Source organism: Bacillus sp. EB600 (assembly GCF_024494385.1).
Lineage (GTDB): Bacteria > Bacillota > Bacilli > Bacillales > Cytobacillaceae > JAEVLT01.
Genome location: NZ_JAEVLT010000003.1, coordinates 72,623 through 86,869, shown reverse-complemented (window position 1 = coordinate 86,869; position 14,247 = coordinate 72,623). Strand labels below are relative to the sequence as shown.

Annotated in this window: 11 protein-coding genes; 6 read left to right on the top strand and 5 right to left on the bottom strand. The window is 39.9% G+C overall.

The genetic code is table 11. The features are described from left to right. Positions 1 to 8 precede the first annotated feature (8 nt). Genes JN080_RS04760 through JN080_RS04750 form a run of 3 tightly spaced genes read right to left on the bottom strand, consistent with a single transcriptional unit; the run spans position 9 to position 4,664 of the window. Positions 9 to 2,588, bottom strand: coding sequence for a molybdopterin-dependent oxidoreductase (locus JN080_RS04760; protein ID WP_256234776.1), 2,580 nt, complete (start codon positions 2,586 to 2,588; stop codon positions 9 to 11). Between the two features lie 15 nt (positions 2,589 to 2,603). Continuing rightward, positions 2,604 to 3,320, bottom strand: a complete 717-nt coding sequence (locus JN080_RS04755) for a TorD/DmsD family molecular chaperone (RefSeq protein WP_256234775.1) — start codon at positions 3,318 to 3,320, stop codon at positions 2,604 to 2,606. 27 nt (positions 3,321 to 3,347) lie between these two features. Then, the gene (locus JN080_RS04750; RefSeq protein ID WP_256234774.1) at positions 3,348 to 4,664 is read right to left on the bottom strand and encodes a radical SAM protein; all 1,317 of its coding nucleotides are present in this window, start codon (positions 4,662 to 4,664) and stop codon (positions 3,348 to 3,350) included. 259 nt (positions 4,665 to 4,923) lie between these two features. Here JN080_RS04750 and JN080_RS04745 point away from each other — a divergent pair, with 259 nt between their 5' ends. From JN080_RS04745 to JN080_RS04735, 3 genes are read left to right on the top strand one after another with little or no spacing between them, the layout of a single operon-like run. After that, the gene (locus tag JN080_RS04745; RefSeq protein WP_256234773.1) at positions 4,924 to 6,135 is read left to right on the top strand and encodes a PucR family transcriptional regulator; all 1,212 of its coding nucleotides are present in this window, start codon (positions 4,924 to 4,926) and stop codon (positions 6,133 to 6,135) included. Between the two features lie 18 nt (positions 6,136 to 6,153). Beyond that, a complete protein-coding gene (locus tag JN080_RS04740) occupies positions 6,154 to 8,178 on the top strand; it encodes a molybdopterin-dependent oxidoreductase (RefSeq protein ID WP_256234772.1) in 2,025 nt (674 codons plus the stop codon). Next, the gene (locus JN080_RS04735; protein ID WP_256234770.1) at positions 8,171 to 8,713 is read left to right on the top strand and encodes a 4Fe-4S dicluster domain-containing protein; all 543 of its coding nucleotides are present in this window, start codon (positions 8,171 to 8,173) and stop codon (positions 8,711 to 8,713) included. Before JN080_RS04740 ends, JN080_RS04735 begins: the two co-directional genes overlap by 8 nt. Before the next feature lie 622 nt (positions 8,714 to 9,335). Here the strand turns inward: JN080_RS04735 and JN080_RS04730 are convergent. Both JN080_RS04730 and JN080_RS04725 read right to left on the bottom strand, forming a co-directional pair. Further along, a complete protein-coding gene (locus tag JN080_RS04730; RefSeq protein ID WP_256234768.1) occupies positions 9,336 to 10,121 on the bottom strand; it encodes a sugar phosphate isomerase/epimerase family protein in 786 nt (261 codons plus the stop codon). Between the two features lie 196 nt (positions 10,122 to 10,317). Next, positions 10,318 to 11,271 carry a methyl-accepting chemotaxis protein gene (locus tag JN080_RS04725; protein WP_256234767.1) on the bottom strand — a complete coding sequence of 318 codons (954 nt, stop codon included), beginning with the start codon at positions 11,269 to 11,271 and terminating at the stop codon, positions 10,318 to 10,320. Between the two features lie 206 nt (positions 11,272 to 11,477). Between JN080_RS04725 and JN080_RS04720 the strand changes: the two genes are divergently transcribed. The 3 genes from JN080_RS04720 to JN080_RS04710 all read left to right on the top strand — a co-directional run bounded on the left by JN080_RS04720 (position 11,478) and on the right by JN080_RS04710 (position 13,877). Continuing rightward, complete coding sequence (locus JN080_RS04720; RefSeq protein ID WP_256234766.1) at positions 11,478 to 11,990, top strand: DUF3189 family protein; 513 nt, start codon at positions 11,478 to 11,480, stop codon at positions 11,988 to 11,990. A gap of 70 nt (positions 11,991 to 12,060) precedes the next feature. Further along, positions 12,061 to 13,044: a GMP reductase gene (guaC, locus tag JN080_RS04715; protein ID WP_256234765.1), complete on the top strand. Its 984-nt coding sequence runs from the start codon at positions 12,061 to 12,063 to the stop codon at positions 13,042 to 13,044. Between the two features lie 599 nt (positions 13,045 to 13,643). Then, the gene (locus JN080_RS04710; RefSeq protein ID WP_256234764.1) at positions 13,644 to 13,877 is read left to right on the top strand and encodes a hypothetical protein; all 234 of its coding nucleotides are present in this window, start codon (positions 13,644 to 13,646) and stop codon (positions 13,875 to 13,877) included. Positions 13,878 to 14,247: the final 370 nt, after the last annotated feature.

Sequence of the window (14,247 nt, the reverse complement as noted above, 5' to 3'; positions counted from 1 at the left end):
CTTCTTGTTTATTTATAATCAATGATACGCTGCGCCCACTTCACATCTTCTTCAAGCGGTTCTCCGGTCCATTTTTCAACATTAACACGGGCTGAGTTAAATCCGGATGAACCAAGTCCTTTTGGAATGTGGGGCACAAATAAATTATCTGCTCCTGCTCGGTCGATGCCGGTCTTCTCATCAATATCTACCCATGCTCCGTGCGGAAGTCCGAGAACACCTGGCATGATGGTTTCAACAACCTTTGCCGGACGTAAAGATTTGGCGAATTCATTGTAGAAAAGAACTGTATCTCCATCTTTAATTCCGATTTCATCAGCATCTTTTCTACTGATATAAATAGGATTTGGCCATGCCTCACGCAATTGTGGAACATTATCTAAAGTACTATGTGAACGTCTTAAATAATGCGGATTAATGACTTGAAAAGGATATTTGCCTTTTTTCTTATTCTTCCAATCTTTAAAAGTAGATTCATAACCATGAACCTTTGGCTCATATTTTGGTATAGGCGCAATTTCTGAGTAGGCCTTTTTAGACATTTCATTTACGGCTCTGCAATAAATTTCAAATTTGCCGCTTTCACTTGAGACCGGATGGCCGGCAGGATCGTCAATAAAATTTTTATAGGCAATAAAGCCAAAGTTATCCCCTTGCTTTCTGGGTACTTGATAAATTCCTCTGTCGACGAATTCCTTTAGCGGGATGCGACCTTGCTGCGGTTTACCTTGAACGCCCCATTCCGCAATGTCTTTAGCAGTAATCGTACATAACGGTTCGTATTCAACACCGTTTTCCTTTACAACTGTACTTCCTGCTAATTGGTTAAAGTATTGTTGTTTCTCAGATAATAGGAATACTTCTTTAGGGTCTTTCCCTAATTTCTTTAATAGTCCCTCGGCAATTTGTTGATCTGATTTTGATTCATATAACGGCTCAATAATCTTAGACCAAGTAATTAATATTTCGCGGTTTCCCCCCTTAACTGCTCCTGGTGTTTCCCATTGAGTAGCAACAGGAAGGACAATATCAGAATACTTAGCATTTGTCGTTAAGGCATATGCATTGGTAACGACAAATTCTACTTCTTTATGTGCTTTAATACCCTTTGCAATATTACTTCGTGTTTGCAATACATTGTTGTAGTTATGGTAAAGCATTTGAATATTTACTTGTCTTTCGCCTTCATATCTTTGTAGGAATTTATCATTTAAAACTGCGTCCCACACCTCATTTTCATTTATCAAATTGGTAATAGGATTTTTAACTGCAGGTGTGCCTTTTGGTCCTGCTTTTACAAGCATTGGCCCCATATTTCCTGCATATTCCCAGCAACTGACACCTGTCATATTACCTGAACTTCCCATATGGCCCGTCATCATTCCCAGTGCTGAGAATGCTTGAACCCAGCCCTCACCATTCGCAATGCGTGCAGGTGCCCATCCTGTTAATAAAGCGACTCGCTCTGTTCCGCCAATTTCACGGGCAAGCTCACGAATTTTACTTGGTTCTACTCCGCAAATTTCATAAGCCCATTCAGGATTTTTGGGCTGACCATCATACGTTCCCAGAATATAATCTTTTAAATTATCTTTAGGATCGGCACCTTCCGGCATATGGTCGGCGTCAAATCCAATTGTGTATTTATTTAAGAAATCCCATTTAACTAATGGATTTGCCGGGCTGTCTTCATCAAGCAGGGTATACATGATACCAAATGCTAAAGCATCATCTGTTCCCGGTCTAATCGGAACCCAATCTGCTCCAAATACATTGGCAGAATCAGTGTAAAGTGGATTGATTGTTAAGAAACGAGCACCAGCCTTTTTCGCTTGCAAATAGTTGTAAGTTACACTTCCCATCGTACTCCATGCAGGATTTGCACCCCAGAGAACAATCAATTGGGAATTTCTTAAATCGATACGGTCGTTGATGCTATTAACAATCAGACCCTCTCCGATCCCCATTTGTTCCCATATCCATCTCCAAGCACCCCATGAAGTACTGCCATAGTTTTCACTGTATCCTCCCACTGAAGAAAGTACACTTTTAATGTTTGAATCACTTTCGCCTGTAATAAGAATGGAGTCATTCCCATACTTTTTGCTTATTCTTTTTATTTCAGTTGCAACATGTTCAAGGGCTTCATCCCAGGAAATGCGCACCCATTCATCTTTTCCGCGCAGCTCCTTATTTCCCCCGCCCGGTGACCAGTGCTTCCGCTTCATTGGATACTTTAAACGGTCCGCATTGAATACCTGGCGGCGCTGTGAACGCCCGCGCAAGCATCCGCGCTGCTGCGGAAAATCCGGGCTGTCTTTATGGGTATCATCAGTTTTTTGGCGAATGACCATGCCGTCTTTGACCAAAACCTTATTTAAACAGCGGCTGCCGCAGTTATGCCAGCATGCGGCTGTTTTCCAAATTCCTTCGCCCTCGCTGTCTTTTGTCCCAATGTTGGTTTCGGCTTTGGCAACTAATCCTCGGCTGACTGGGACCGCAGCAGTTGCTGCAATTGCTGATGTCCAGCCAATGAATGATCTTCTTGTCATTTTGAAATCTTTGATTTTATTGATTAAATCAATCATTCCATTTGCCTCCTCTTATAAAATATCAATATTCAAAAGCTCGTTCAGAACCTCCAAATCAATTTTTAAATAGCTTTGTACTATTTTTGCCAAGCCAACAAAAAAGCTAGTATTGGCTTCACTGATGATTCCATTACAAAGCTGTGGAACAAATTGCAAAAGGTGCTCCTTCAGAAATTTACTTTGTTCCATTAGTAATTGGGTTATTTTATCAAAGTCTGCTTCCTGATTAGATTCACAAATTTGCAGACAAAGCTCATTTAAGTGATAAATAAAGTCGAGCTCGAGCCCGAAATGATCATCTGCCTCAATGTTAAAGTCCCGAACGAAGATCCCATATTTTTCATAAAGCTTGCGAACTTCCATCGTCGTGCCTTGAAATAAAAGTCCGTCCTTCCTCACGTAAGAGGATTCCCAGGGAGGAGTTGACAACGAAAAAGGCCCAATAAACATCCTAGTATAATCCCAATGTAAATCTTGATAATGTCGTTCAATATTGACAACATCATGTGTTGCTAAAAAGGCATTAATATCATTGACCCCCGCTTGTATTTCAGGAGAATCATCTTTAAAAGGGAATAAATGAATCATATTTTTTTGAACAAATTGTTTTAAATACTCTTTGGAAGGTTCTTCGACAAAAAACCTTCTTAGGATGTCAAAGGCAAATTGCCTTGCATATAAAACATTCTCAATCTCTTTAAACGAAAGGGACTTCGTTACTAGCTCCATACGATCACTCCTTTTCTACGAATGAACTTAAATCTCAAGCATTTCAAACATTTTAGGTGTCGTCCATTCAAGCTTTACTTCCCTAATCACCTGCTGATTTTGTTCCATCTCAACGACATTGGATGAAATAACAATATCCAAATCCCGATTTTTCAATAATTTAATTGATTGAATCGGAAATTGAAGAAATTGGTAATCATTATTAATAGTGAACGGCTCATGGTGTTTTTCTAATATTTTCTTAACTGTTCCCCGCTCCTTCCCAAACACCTTGGCAGTTTTAAAATAGTAATCCTTTACTGAAAAAATGAAAGTTTCATCCAAAGCCTGATCATGGTTTTGTTGATAAATTTGCCCGGTAAATTTGTTCTCTAAAGAGCAAAAATGAACACCAAGCTTGAGCTTTTTGTCGATGGCAAAGTCGACAAGCTCTAAGCAGAGTTCTGCGCTTCCAGCTACTGCCAAACCGCCAGCATACCAAAAGTTGTAATACACATCATATGGCGGGTTTTTCAGATTCAAGTTCTTTTCTTTAAATGCACTCGCGTTCCCAAGCGGAAAACAAAACTCCAATAAATTAATGCCAAATACGTTAAGCTTGTCGAGCTCGGGCAACAGCTCCTTCATATCCTCGCCGGTCCCGGGAATAACTGGCATCTCGACAAGCACATCAGCGATATATTGCTTAGCAAGGGCGATTTTTTGTAAAATATAGTTTCTTTTTTGAATGGTGTCCTCCATTTTGATACTAAAACGAAGCTCATTTACGTGAGCATCCTTTAACCCTTGCAAAATGTCTTCATTAATCAAGTCACCAGCTGTATATAATCTTGTATGGGCATCCGGCACCAGTTCATCTGCCAACCGGAAAAAAGCAAGTGTTTCTGCCGGATGCAACAACGGCTCCCCACCCGTTAAGCCAAGATGCGTCAATTTAACACCCTGGTCTACTAAACTCTGTAAATCTTGATTTACATTTTTCTTATTTTGTAAGTAGAAGTTGTATTCATCCTGGTTTTTGTTAAAACAAAAATAGCAATCTCGGTGGCATTTCAATGAAACAAAGGTTGTATAGCTTCCCGTCCCTGTCCTACAAGCCTCACATGCACTTGAAATTCTTCCGTTTGAGAGGATACTTTTGTCATTATTTCGAAAGATCGCCCCCTTAGCCCTCAGTTGCTCGGTTTGCTGAAGAACATGGTGCCTCCGCCTTGATAGCGGCAAACCGAAGGACTCTATCTGCTCTATAGTTGCATTCTCGATATCTGTATAAATATTTCCATATTGAACAAGTGCTTTATTTTGAAACGTCCGTAATTTGTCTTTTGTTAGCTTTGCGATCATAACGAACACCCTTTGTTGGCTATTTTTCGAACATGATTCCGAACATGATTCGTTTTGTGAACTGATTCACATTTCCTGATGCGTTCATTATAGTTTTTTTGATTCTCTGAGGGTATGGCCCCGCTACACGAATAATCAGCAGGTTTTTTGTGCGCGGTGACGAAAGGAATTTACGATTCTGTGACATTCATTGTTCCATTTAACAGACTACTATATGATGAAGGTATACTAGATTTTTTAGTAGAAGGGAGCAGACATAATGAACAAACAGCTTGCCATTCCCAATTTTGTCCAAGAACTGCTGACTGAATCAAGCAAAGGTGTTGATCAGATTGTTCGTAAGCTCTCCGCTTTCTTGTCCTGTCCTGTTCTCGTCACTGACCCCTTTTATCAACCGATTTCATGCTCAATGGTGCACACAGATATGGCTGAAATCGTCGTGATCCCAAGCAGAGACGAGGAAAGCCATTCTCTTTTTGCTTGTCAGATTTCGACGCTTGATTCGCTGAAAAATGGTCTTGCCAGCTCAATTGATCTCAATCATAAACAGATGGGTTTTCTTATAGTAGTCAGTGACAGGGACCTGCTTGGCGCCTCTGTTTATGAACAAATCCTTCAATTTAGCGCTTCTCTATGTGCTCTGCAAATTCAGAAAAAGGTTGAAATAAAGCAAGAAAAGGGCAAGTTTAAAGATGCCTTTCTGTTTGATTTGCTTTATGGAAATATCAAAAAAAAGGACGATATCATCGACTACGGCTTAATTTGGGGCTGGGATTTTACTGTTCCTTATATGATCATGGTGTTTTCCTTTATTGAATACGATCACTTTTTCACGGATCAGAACCCTGTCAACATCCTCTTGCAGCTTGTTGAAAAAGAACTTATTCACCATCAGCTAAACCCGATTACAATGGCCAAACAAGCCCAGATTATTACCCTGATTCCGCAGCATACCGCTGACGTTGGTCAATTTAAACTTCAACTAGAGAGTTTTGCGAATTATATCCTTTCCCAAGCGAAAAAAATTGAGCTGAAGCCAGACATTGCTTGCGGAATGGGGAAAATCTACAGTAACCCTGCCGAGCTTTTTCGCAGCTATCAAGAAGCAAAAGTGGCCTTTGAATTAGGTATCCTCCTCAAAATGCCAACACCATTTTTCACCGATCTAGGCTTAGAGCGAATTTTATATAAACATGACCTGCAGGATCTCAGGGAGTATTTTGATCACACTCTTGGTGCTCTGATCGACTATGATGCTGACCATGAAGGAAATCTGCTTGAAACACTTGATGCGCTTAACGCCAATCAATTTGATATGGGGAAAACCGCGAATGCCTTATTTCTCCACCGCAATACACTGCGGTATCGTGTTAAAAGGATGGAAGAAATCCTTAATGTGAAATTTGATGATATAAATGAGCGTTTAAATATAACCGCTGCTTTCAAAATTAAACTATTAAGGAAATTATGAAGAACGAAGGTGGTTAGGATGAAGGATGGAATTTATCGTAATACTTGTCCCCGAAATTGTTTCGGCACCTGCGGCATCTTATCCTATGTCAAAAATGACCGCCTGACCAAAGTGACCGGGGACCCGAAGCATGGTTATACAAAGGGCAGGCTGTGCGCCAAGGGCTATGCATACACCCAATTTGTTTATAATCCGAAGCGACTGAAGTATCCAATGCTGCAGACACCAAGAGGTTCAGGCAACTGGAAAAGAATCTCCTGGGATGAAGCTTACTCGGTCATTGCCGAAAAAATAATCGAACTGAATCAACGCTATGGCTCAAATCTCTCCTGCGGCTACAACAAATTTTCAGGTAATCTCGGGATCCTCCATTATGCGGTGGAGGGGATGTTCAATAGTATTGGACCGCATACAAAACCAGTTGGCAATCCGTGTGCTTTATCAGGTAAACTTGCCATCAATCGGTCATTTGGCCGCGACTTCAGCTCCATCCCCGAGGATATGGCACATGCAAGCCTGATTGTCATCTGGGGAGCAAATCCTGCGGTAACCAATGTCCACCAAATGAAATATCTTTATGAGGCAAGAAGAAACGGGGCTAAACTCGTTGTCATTGATCCGATTTTTACAAGAACAGCGGAAAAAGCCGATGTCTATATCCAAATAAAGCCCGGAACGGATGCATGGCTCGCATATGGCGTCGCCAAGCTGCTTATTGACAAGGGAAATGTTGCGGATCACTTTCTTCAGGAGGAAACGCTTGGCTGGAATGAGTACAAACATTTTATCCAAACAAATATAGACATGAAGGAGATAGCACAGCGAACAGGGGCCCCGCTCGAAGCAATTGAATTGCTTGCTGAATTCTATGAAAAGCGGAAGCCTGCTGTGACTTGGAATGGATTAGGTGTCCAGCGAAGCGAACACGGGAGCAGCAGCATTAGTGCCATAACCAGCCTTGCTGCAATTACCGGGAATCTCAGTGTCCCATTTGGGGGGCTGTACTATATGCATTTTGACGTTGACCATTTTCCGCAAAACTTACTTAATCACCAGGGGCCTGTCCATCCATCTATTCAAGCATCGCGAGAAATTGACTTCAGTCATTACCCAAGAAACGCTCTTTCCTTGACAGACCCGCCGTTGGAATTTTTATGGTTTGCTTCGAGAAATGTCATTACGCAGGACCAGGACTTAAGATCTTGGCAGCAGTTGTTAAACCAATTGGAATTGATTGTGACCGTCGATCTTTATTTAACGAAAACGGCCGAACAATCCGATCTTGTTCTCCCAGCTGCATCTCATTTTGAAGAAGAGGATTTACATGTCGGCTATTGGCACTATTGGCTCTCTTTCAACCAAAAAGCCATTCCTCCCTATTACGAAGCAAAAAGTGATTTACAGATTGCTAGGGAGTTAACAAAGAAACTAAATGAACTGTCACCTGCTTTTTCAAACTTTCCCTTTGAAAAAGAGCCGATCGACTGGATAAAAGCAGAGCTTACTCCTGAGATCATGGAGCGGTATTCACTAAAATCCTATGAGGATTTGCTAGCGGGGCCTCACATTAAACAAGCAGCAGCTCCCCAGTCGATTCATGATAAGTTTACGCTGGAGCCATTCGATCAGATCATCATCCAGCAAAATGAAGAACTGACCCAAACCGAAGTACGGCTAAAACCATTTACGTATAAATTATTAACACCACAATCCTTGTTGAAAATTCATTCGCAATATGAAATGATCCCATGGCTAAATCAAGGACAAATGGAGGATATCATCGAGCTTTCACCAGCAGCTGCAAATGACCAGCACATTACTGAGGATATGAAGATTGAGATTTTTAATGAGGAGGGATCGATTGTTGGTACTGCAAAAATCAACCCGTCGTTACCAACTAATGTCGTCCTTACTGCCCAAGCCGGCAGTAACCCGATAAATAAGCTAATCACTCAGTGTAACGGCAAACAGTCACAGGAATCGAGTACGTTCTTTTATGATAGTACGGTAAAAATCAGGAAATGGGGTGAGAAACGTGTTTAAACGAGTTGGATTTAGCTTTAATGCTGACCAGTGCATCGGCTGCAAAGCCTGTGAGATCGCCTGTAAAAATGAAAACCAAACCCCCATCGGCATTCAGTGGCGGAAAGTTAGTAAACTCGCGCCCGAACTGTATCTTTCCCATTCCTGTTCTCATTGTGACAGCCCGGAGTGCTTCCGGGTTTGTCCCGAACGGGCTTTTTTAAAGCGGCAGGACGGAATCATCCAAATCGATGAAAATCTCTGCACAGGCTGCCGGTTGTGTGTTTCAGCCTGTCCCTATCACGCCCCCCAATTTAATCCGGAAACGCAAAAGGTCAGCAAATGTCAAATGTGTTACCAAAGACAGGATATCGGGATGATCCCAGCGTGTGTCGAGGCTTGTACAACGGGAGCGCTGAATGAGGTCGATCTAAATACCTTTACAGACAATGAGGCGATTCGCTGCCTGCCAGGCTTCCCCGATATCACGATAACCTGCCCCTCGATTGTTTTTTATCCAATAAAGCCGAAAAAACGCTTTTTTTTAACATCCTAATCCAATCGAAGTGTCTCATGGGGACGGTTCTCCCGTTTCTTTTTGGACACAAGAACCGTCCCCATGCTAACCCCCATGCTTACCCCCAAGCTAACCATGCTTACTTGCTCATATTTCTTGTAATTTGTCAAAAAACTGATACATTTTTTCTATACTAATTAACTGGATATTGCCATATAATGAATACAATACCATTAAAGAAAAACGTTAAAGTTTCTTCATATAATTTTCATTCGGTAACAGAAACTTCACCTAATGGGAGGCATAAAAATGGATAATGGGTTGCTACTTGGCGGTATTGTAGGAGTTGGGATAACAATTAGAATCGTTTATATACTCATCCACCGTCATTTAGACAAAAAACTAGTCGCAGAAAACAAATAGAGATTTTTTGGGGAAAAGGCACTGGAAGCCTTTTCCCTTTTCTGTTTCTTCATTTAAAACCGCAACGAAAAGATCCGACATCCAATATGCCGGATCTAAAAAAGGGGTTAAAATATAGAGAAAGGTAACTTGTTTGTCCTAGCTACAAAATCTATAGTAAACCTTATTTATTAATTTTCTATGAAAAAATAGTTACATATTTATTAACATATTCCCATTAAATAACTTTTGAGTGCTGCTATTGATTGGACAGACAGCTTAAATAGGTATGGCTCTGAACCATTTCAATCGCATTCGTTTGGTCTTTAAGCGTAATTTCATAGATATACGGCCGGCTCATTAAATACGGAATAATCGGCTTCCATTGAATGTGACCGGTCCCTAATGGCAATCCGTCATGTTTTTGACCTTTACTATCAACAACGTGGAAATATTGAATATAAGCAGCTAATTTCTTAATCTGCTCTAATAATAATTGGTTATTACCCTTGAAGGAGATAAAGGCGTGACTAATATCATACGTCAATGGCAAGCCTAACGGCTGAATAAAATCCTCAAACCAATAAGGGTTTTCAGCAGTAAAGAGACCCACTATGGAATTTTCCCATAAAAACGAATCATTCCCGTATGTTAAAATCCTGCTTATTTCATGGACCATTTTATCCCGATTCCCTTTATTGATTGCGGAGGTATTCGATCGTGAGTAATGAGGGTGAATCACGCATTTTATTGAATGTGTGGCACAAATATCTGCGAGGATCCTGGTAGATAAATGATAGAAAAGATAATCTTCCCTCTGTTCGTGAATGATATCTAAAAACCTTCCATTATATTTGGAGGGGTGATGTAAATACACCTCACACTCTTGGCTTTTCAACATGGAGATGGTTGCTTCTAATTGCTTTCTTTTCTCACCAAACAAATCGTCGGCAACTAAATGCAGTTCAATAATATCAGGTTTATAGGTTAATCGATCATAAAGCTGTTCTGGATGGTAAGAACTTTTTACACCTAGCTTCAACAAAGAATATCACCCCTTTCTCAAGCAAGCTGACAGGTTTTTATCTATTATAGCAAAAGAACACGCGTGATACCGTTAACTTGATGTAAACAATTGTCCCCGTGAATGCCTTTTTTCTGGTTTGCGGCATGGGTATCAACCTGTTTTTGGATTTTATCGACCTCTTATCATTATTTATCCGCATCTTCTTACCAAATTGTTACCCATATGCACGAACTGTTTTCAAAGCCTTGTCTAATTTTGTGTCCACGATACTTGCATCATCGATGTGTGTAAGAATCATCTCATTCACTTCATCAAAAACAGATTTGGTAAGGCTAATTTCACTCATGACATGCTGTGAATATTGGTTTTGTTCTTCAATCTTATCCATAACTTCATTCACTTCTGTTTGCACATCATTCATGATGCTTGCTATGTAATCAATTTTTTGCGAAGTATCGGCACTCAGGTCAATCCCGGTCTTCACAATTTCCGTACTAGTTGTTGTTGATTGGAGCGTTTCCTGGATATCCTTTTGAATATTTTGCGTTAACTCACTGATCGTGTTTGTACTTGTCGCCGTACTTTCAGCCAACTTTCGCACTTCATCAGCAACTACCGCAAACCCTTTCCCTTGCTCACCAGCCCTGGCAGCCTCAATGGAAGCATTTAAGGCTAGCAAATTGGTTTGGCTTGCAATCTCTTTAATCACTTTGACGATTAGTTCAATTTCCTTTGATCGTTCATTTAATTGATTCATTTTTTTATAGGTTGCACCGAGCTGCTCCCCAAGCTGGAGGATTAATTGTTCGACCTTGCTAACAGAATTTTGTCCTTCCTCCGAGTTTGAAACCATCGCTTGCGCCGATCCAATCAAACTCCCCCCTTTATTTGCAAGCGTCCTCGTATTCTCAAGCGAGGATTGACTAATAGCGTTTACTTTATCGAAGCGTTCTTTAATTTTACCGACTAGGTCACCCATAACATGGTGCTGACTATTCACTAATTCATGTTGATCAATTGTGATTGTTAATTCCCGGGCAAAGGTTTTAAAAAATTCTTTTTGAAAGCTTTTTTGTTTCTGCATTTCAGCTTGCATCACGTCAAGCTTCTTCCTCAGCTCCTCGTTTTCTTCCTTCAAACTTACATAATTCCTACCACTAATAAACATTCTATTTTCCCCCGGTCCTTTTTACCGAACTAGTAACCTCGGTCTATTTTAAGGATGTTTTACTGTTCATTATAAAAGGACGAAAAGTAAACAAGTGTGAGAGTAATCACATCAATTTAATTTTCCTCTAACAGGGGATTTTAAAATTAATAAAAATGGTATAAATGTCCATAATAAATAATGAGAACAAACAAAGGATGATTCCTATGATATATATCTATAATGATTATGGTGGAACACATACAACTTCTTTAGCCGCTGCGTATCATTTAAAACAATTGCCTCAATCTGAGCAGAAATTAACGACAGAAGAAATTTTAAATGTAAACTATTTTAATAAATTAACACATGCCGATTTTGGAAAGCTTATTTTCCATGGTATTGATGAGGACGGAAACCCTGTTTATTCAATTGGCCGAAAGCGGCACAAGCTTGTGGTTCCTGCTTTACAAGAGATGATACTGTTACTTCAAGAAAGGTTCCATTTTAATGAAAGAATCGTCTTCTCTAATACTTCGCCAACTGTCCCGCTCGCGATGACCTTAGGAGGATTTTTTTCAAGAGGAATTCACATTAACTTTATTGGTGTACCCTTATTAGTTAAAGGTGCGAAGCAATGCTGTGGCAATATCTTTCGTTTAGTGGAACATACAAAAGAAATTGGAGAAACCCTTCTCGATGAAAAAGTAATTATTTTAGATAATAAAATGTTTAAATAATGACTAAGAAGGTAATTTCCATATATGCGAGAATTTTATCTAACAATCATAATCGTTCAGAGGTGTAACTATGGATAATGTGTTTGATTACGAAGATATTCAATTGGTTCCGGCAAAATCTGTGGTAAATAGCAGATCTGAGTGTGATACAAGTGTAACCTTTGGCGGAATGACATTTAAACTTCCTGTCGTACCAGCAAATATGCAAACGATTATTGATGAAAAGATCGCAATCTTTCTGGCGGAAAATGGTTATTTTTATATCATGCATCGTTTTGAACCGGAGAAGCGGCTGGGTTTTATGAAAGATATGAAAGCACGCGGCTTATTCGCATCGATTAGTGTCGGCGTCAAAGAGGGAGAATATAGCTTCATCCAACAAGTAGCAGATGAACAGCTTTCACCGGAATACATAACAATTGATATTGCCCATGGCCACTCCGATGCCGTGATCAAAATGATTCATCATATTAAGAAGCACTTACCGGAAAGCTTTTTGATCGCGGGAAATGTCGGGACTCCGGAAGCGGTCAGAGAATTGGAACATGCCGGTGCGGATGCAACAAAAGTAGGCATCGGTCCAGGAAAGGTATGTATCACGAAAATTAAAACTGGATTTGGAACGGGCGGTTGGCAATTGGCGGCACTAAGGTGGTGTTCAAAAGCAGCCAGTAAGCCGGTTATTGCTGATGGAGGTATTCGAACACATGGCGATATCGCCAAATCCGTTCGCTTTGGGGCCACGATGGTCATGATCGGTTCATTGTTTGCCGGGCATGAAGAATCTCCAGGCGAAACTTATGAGAAAGATGGAAAGTGCTATAAAGAATACTTTGGTTCAGCTTCGGAATTTCAAAAAGGTGAAAAGAAAAATGTCGAAGGCAAAAAAATGTTTGTCGAGTACAAAGGACCTTTAAAGGATACATTGATCGAAATGGAGCAGGATCTTCAATCCGCTATTTCCTATGCAGGCGGAAACAAGCTGGCTGCCATCCGCAATGTCGATTATGTCATTGTTAAAAATTCAATCTTTAACGGGGATCAAATTTATTAAAAAGGCTTTGTTAAAGGCCATTGTTGATTTTGTAACAATGTTGATTGGAGTGAAAAGCGGTGAGACTCCTCGAAAGTGCTATCGCATTTCCTTCGTGCATGGACAGATTCAAGGATGTAATTCATTGTACTGTGGGAGTACAGGGCGGGGTATAGACCTCGCAGGCACTTAAGCGCCAAGGAGGCTCCCCATAACGCCCGCGAACCGTTCGTGCCCGGAACGCAAATCAACAGCCAAGTTTAACAGGGCCATTAAAAAAAGATAACAAAAGTAAAATCCGGTTTGAGGCCGGATTTCAACAAAGGGTGGAAGTTTGAGAAACACATGAATTTGTTTGGGCAATATGTATATTACACTTTAATTATTAACATTATATAAATGCTTTGTATTATTTTTGTAAAACGACTTTAATAACATATTTTATACAAAATAACTTGAGAAATTCGACAACTATAGGCGTATAGATATGCATCTAAATATTCAGATTTATCATTTTTATGTAAATTTTTGCCGAACTATGTTGAAACACTCTATCCTTAGATATAGTATAAAAGTATCAATTACGATCTAATACTTATGCTGGGAGGATGTAGACAAAAGTGACTTTTTTATTTGGAACTGTCGAATACTATGAAAGAGAATTTACTATGTATACGGCAAAAAATCATTTGAAGATACTGTCAAAAGATCAAATTTTGATGATCTACTCGAGATTAAAGGATGAGCTGTTATTTGATTTTGTTTGTGCAGAAACAATTCGAAAAGAATGTATTGAAAACCTAGAGGTTGCATGTTTCAGACTTCTAAACACAGAAATGCGGGCGACTAGCTAAATGCGATATCAAATTGTAGAAATTAAAAATAAAGAAACAACAGTAAACATAAGGTGTCTCGATTCACAAGAACACGTATTATTCAAAGTCTCCTTAAAACCTGACACGCTCGAGTGCACTGACAAGTTTATCCCGGACAGCTTACAAAATTATGTTGACTTAAACAAAGATTCTATTCGAAGATATTTAAACAAACTGAATCACAAAAAGAATGCCACGAAAACCTGCGTTGGTTAAGACGCAAGTTTTCGTTTGAAGGAATACATCCACAATGATGTGTGATGCCAATTAATAATTCACTCCTTATTAAATATTTCCTATCATTATTTAATGCTTTTTTTGCTAACCCCGCTCCGTTTTAACCTACCCT

Coding starts and splice junctions, on each gene's coding strand:
- JN080_RS04760 (WP_256234776.1), bottom strand. CDS start 2,588: ATGATTGATTTAATCAATAAAATCAAAGATTTCAAAATGACAAGAAGA.
- JN080_RS04755 (WP_256234775.1), bottom strand. CDS start 3,320: ATGGAGCTAGTAACGAAGTCCCTTTCGTTTAAAGAGATTGAGAATGTT.
- JN080_RS04750 (WP_256234774.1), bottom strand. CDS start 4,664: ATGATCGCAAAGCTAACAAAAGACAAATTACGGACGTTTCAAAATAAA.
- JN080_RS04745 (WP_256234773.1), top strand. CDS start 4,924: ATGAACAAACAGCTTGCCATTCCCAATTTTGTCCAAGAACTGCTGACT.
- JN080_RS04740 (WP_256234772.1), top strand. CDS start 6,154: ATGAAGGATGGAATTTATCGTAATACTTGTCCCCGAAATTGTTTCGGC.
- JN080_RS04725 (WP_256234767.1), bottom strand. CDS start 11,271: ATGTTTATTAGTGGTAGGAATTATGTAAGTTTGAAGGAAGAAAACGAG.
- JN080_RS04720 (WP_256234766.1), top strand. CDS start 11,478: ATGATATATATCTATAATGATTATGGTGGAACACATACAACTTCTTTA.
- guaC (WP_256234765.1), top strand. CDS start 12,061: ATGGATAATGTGTTTGATTACGAAGATATTCAATTGGTTCCGGCAAAA.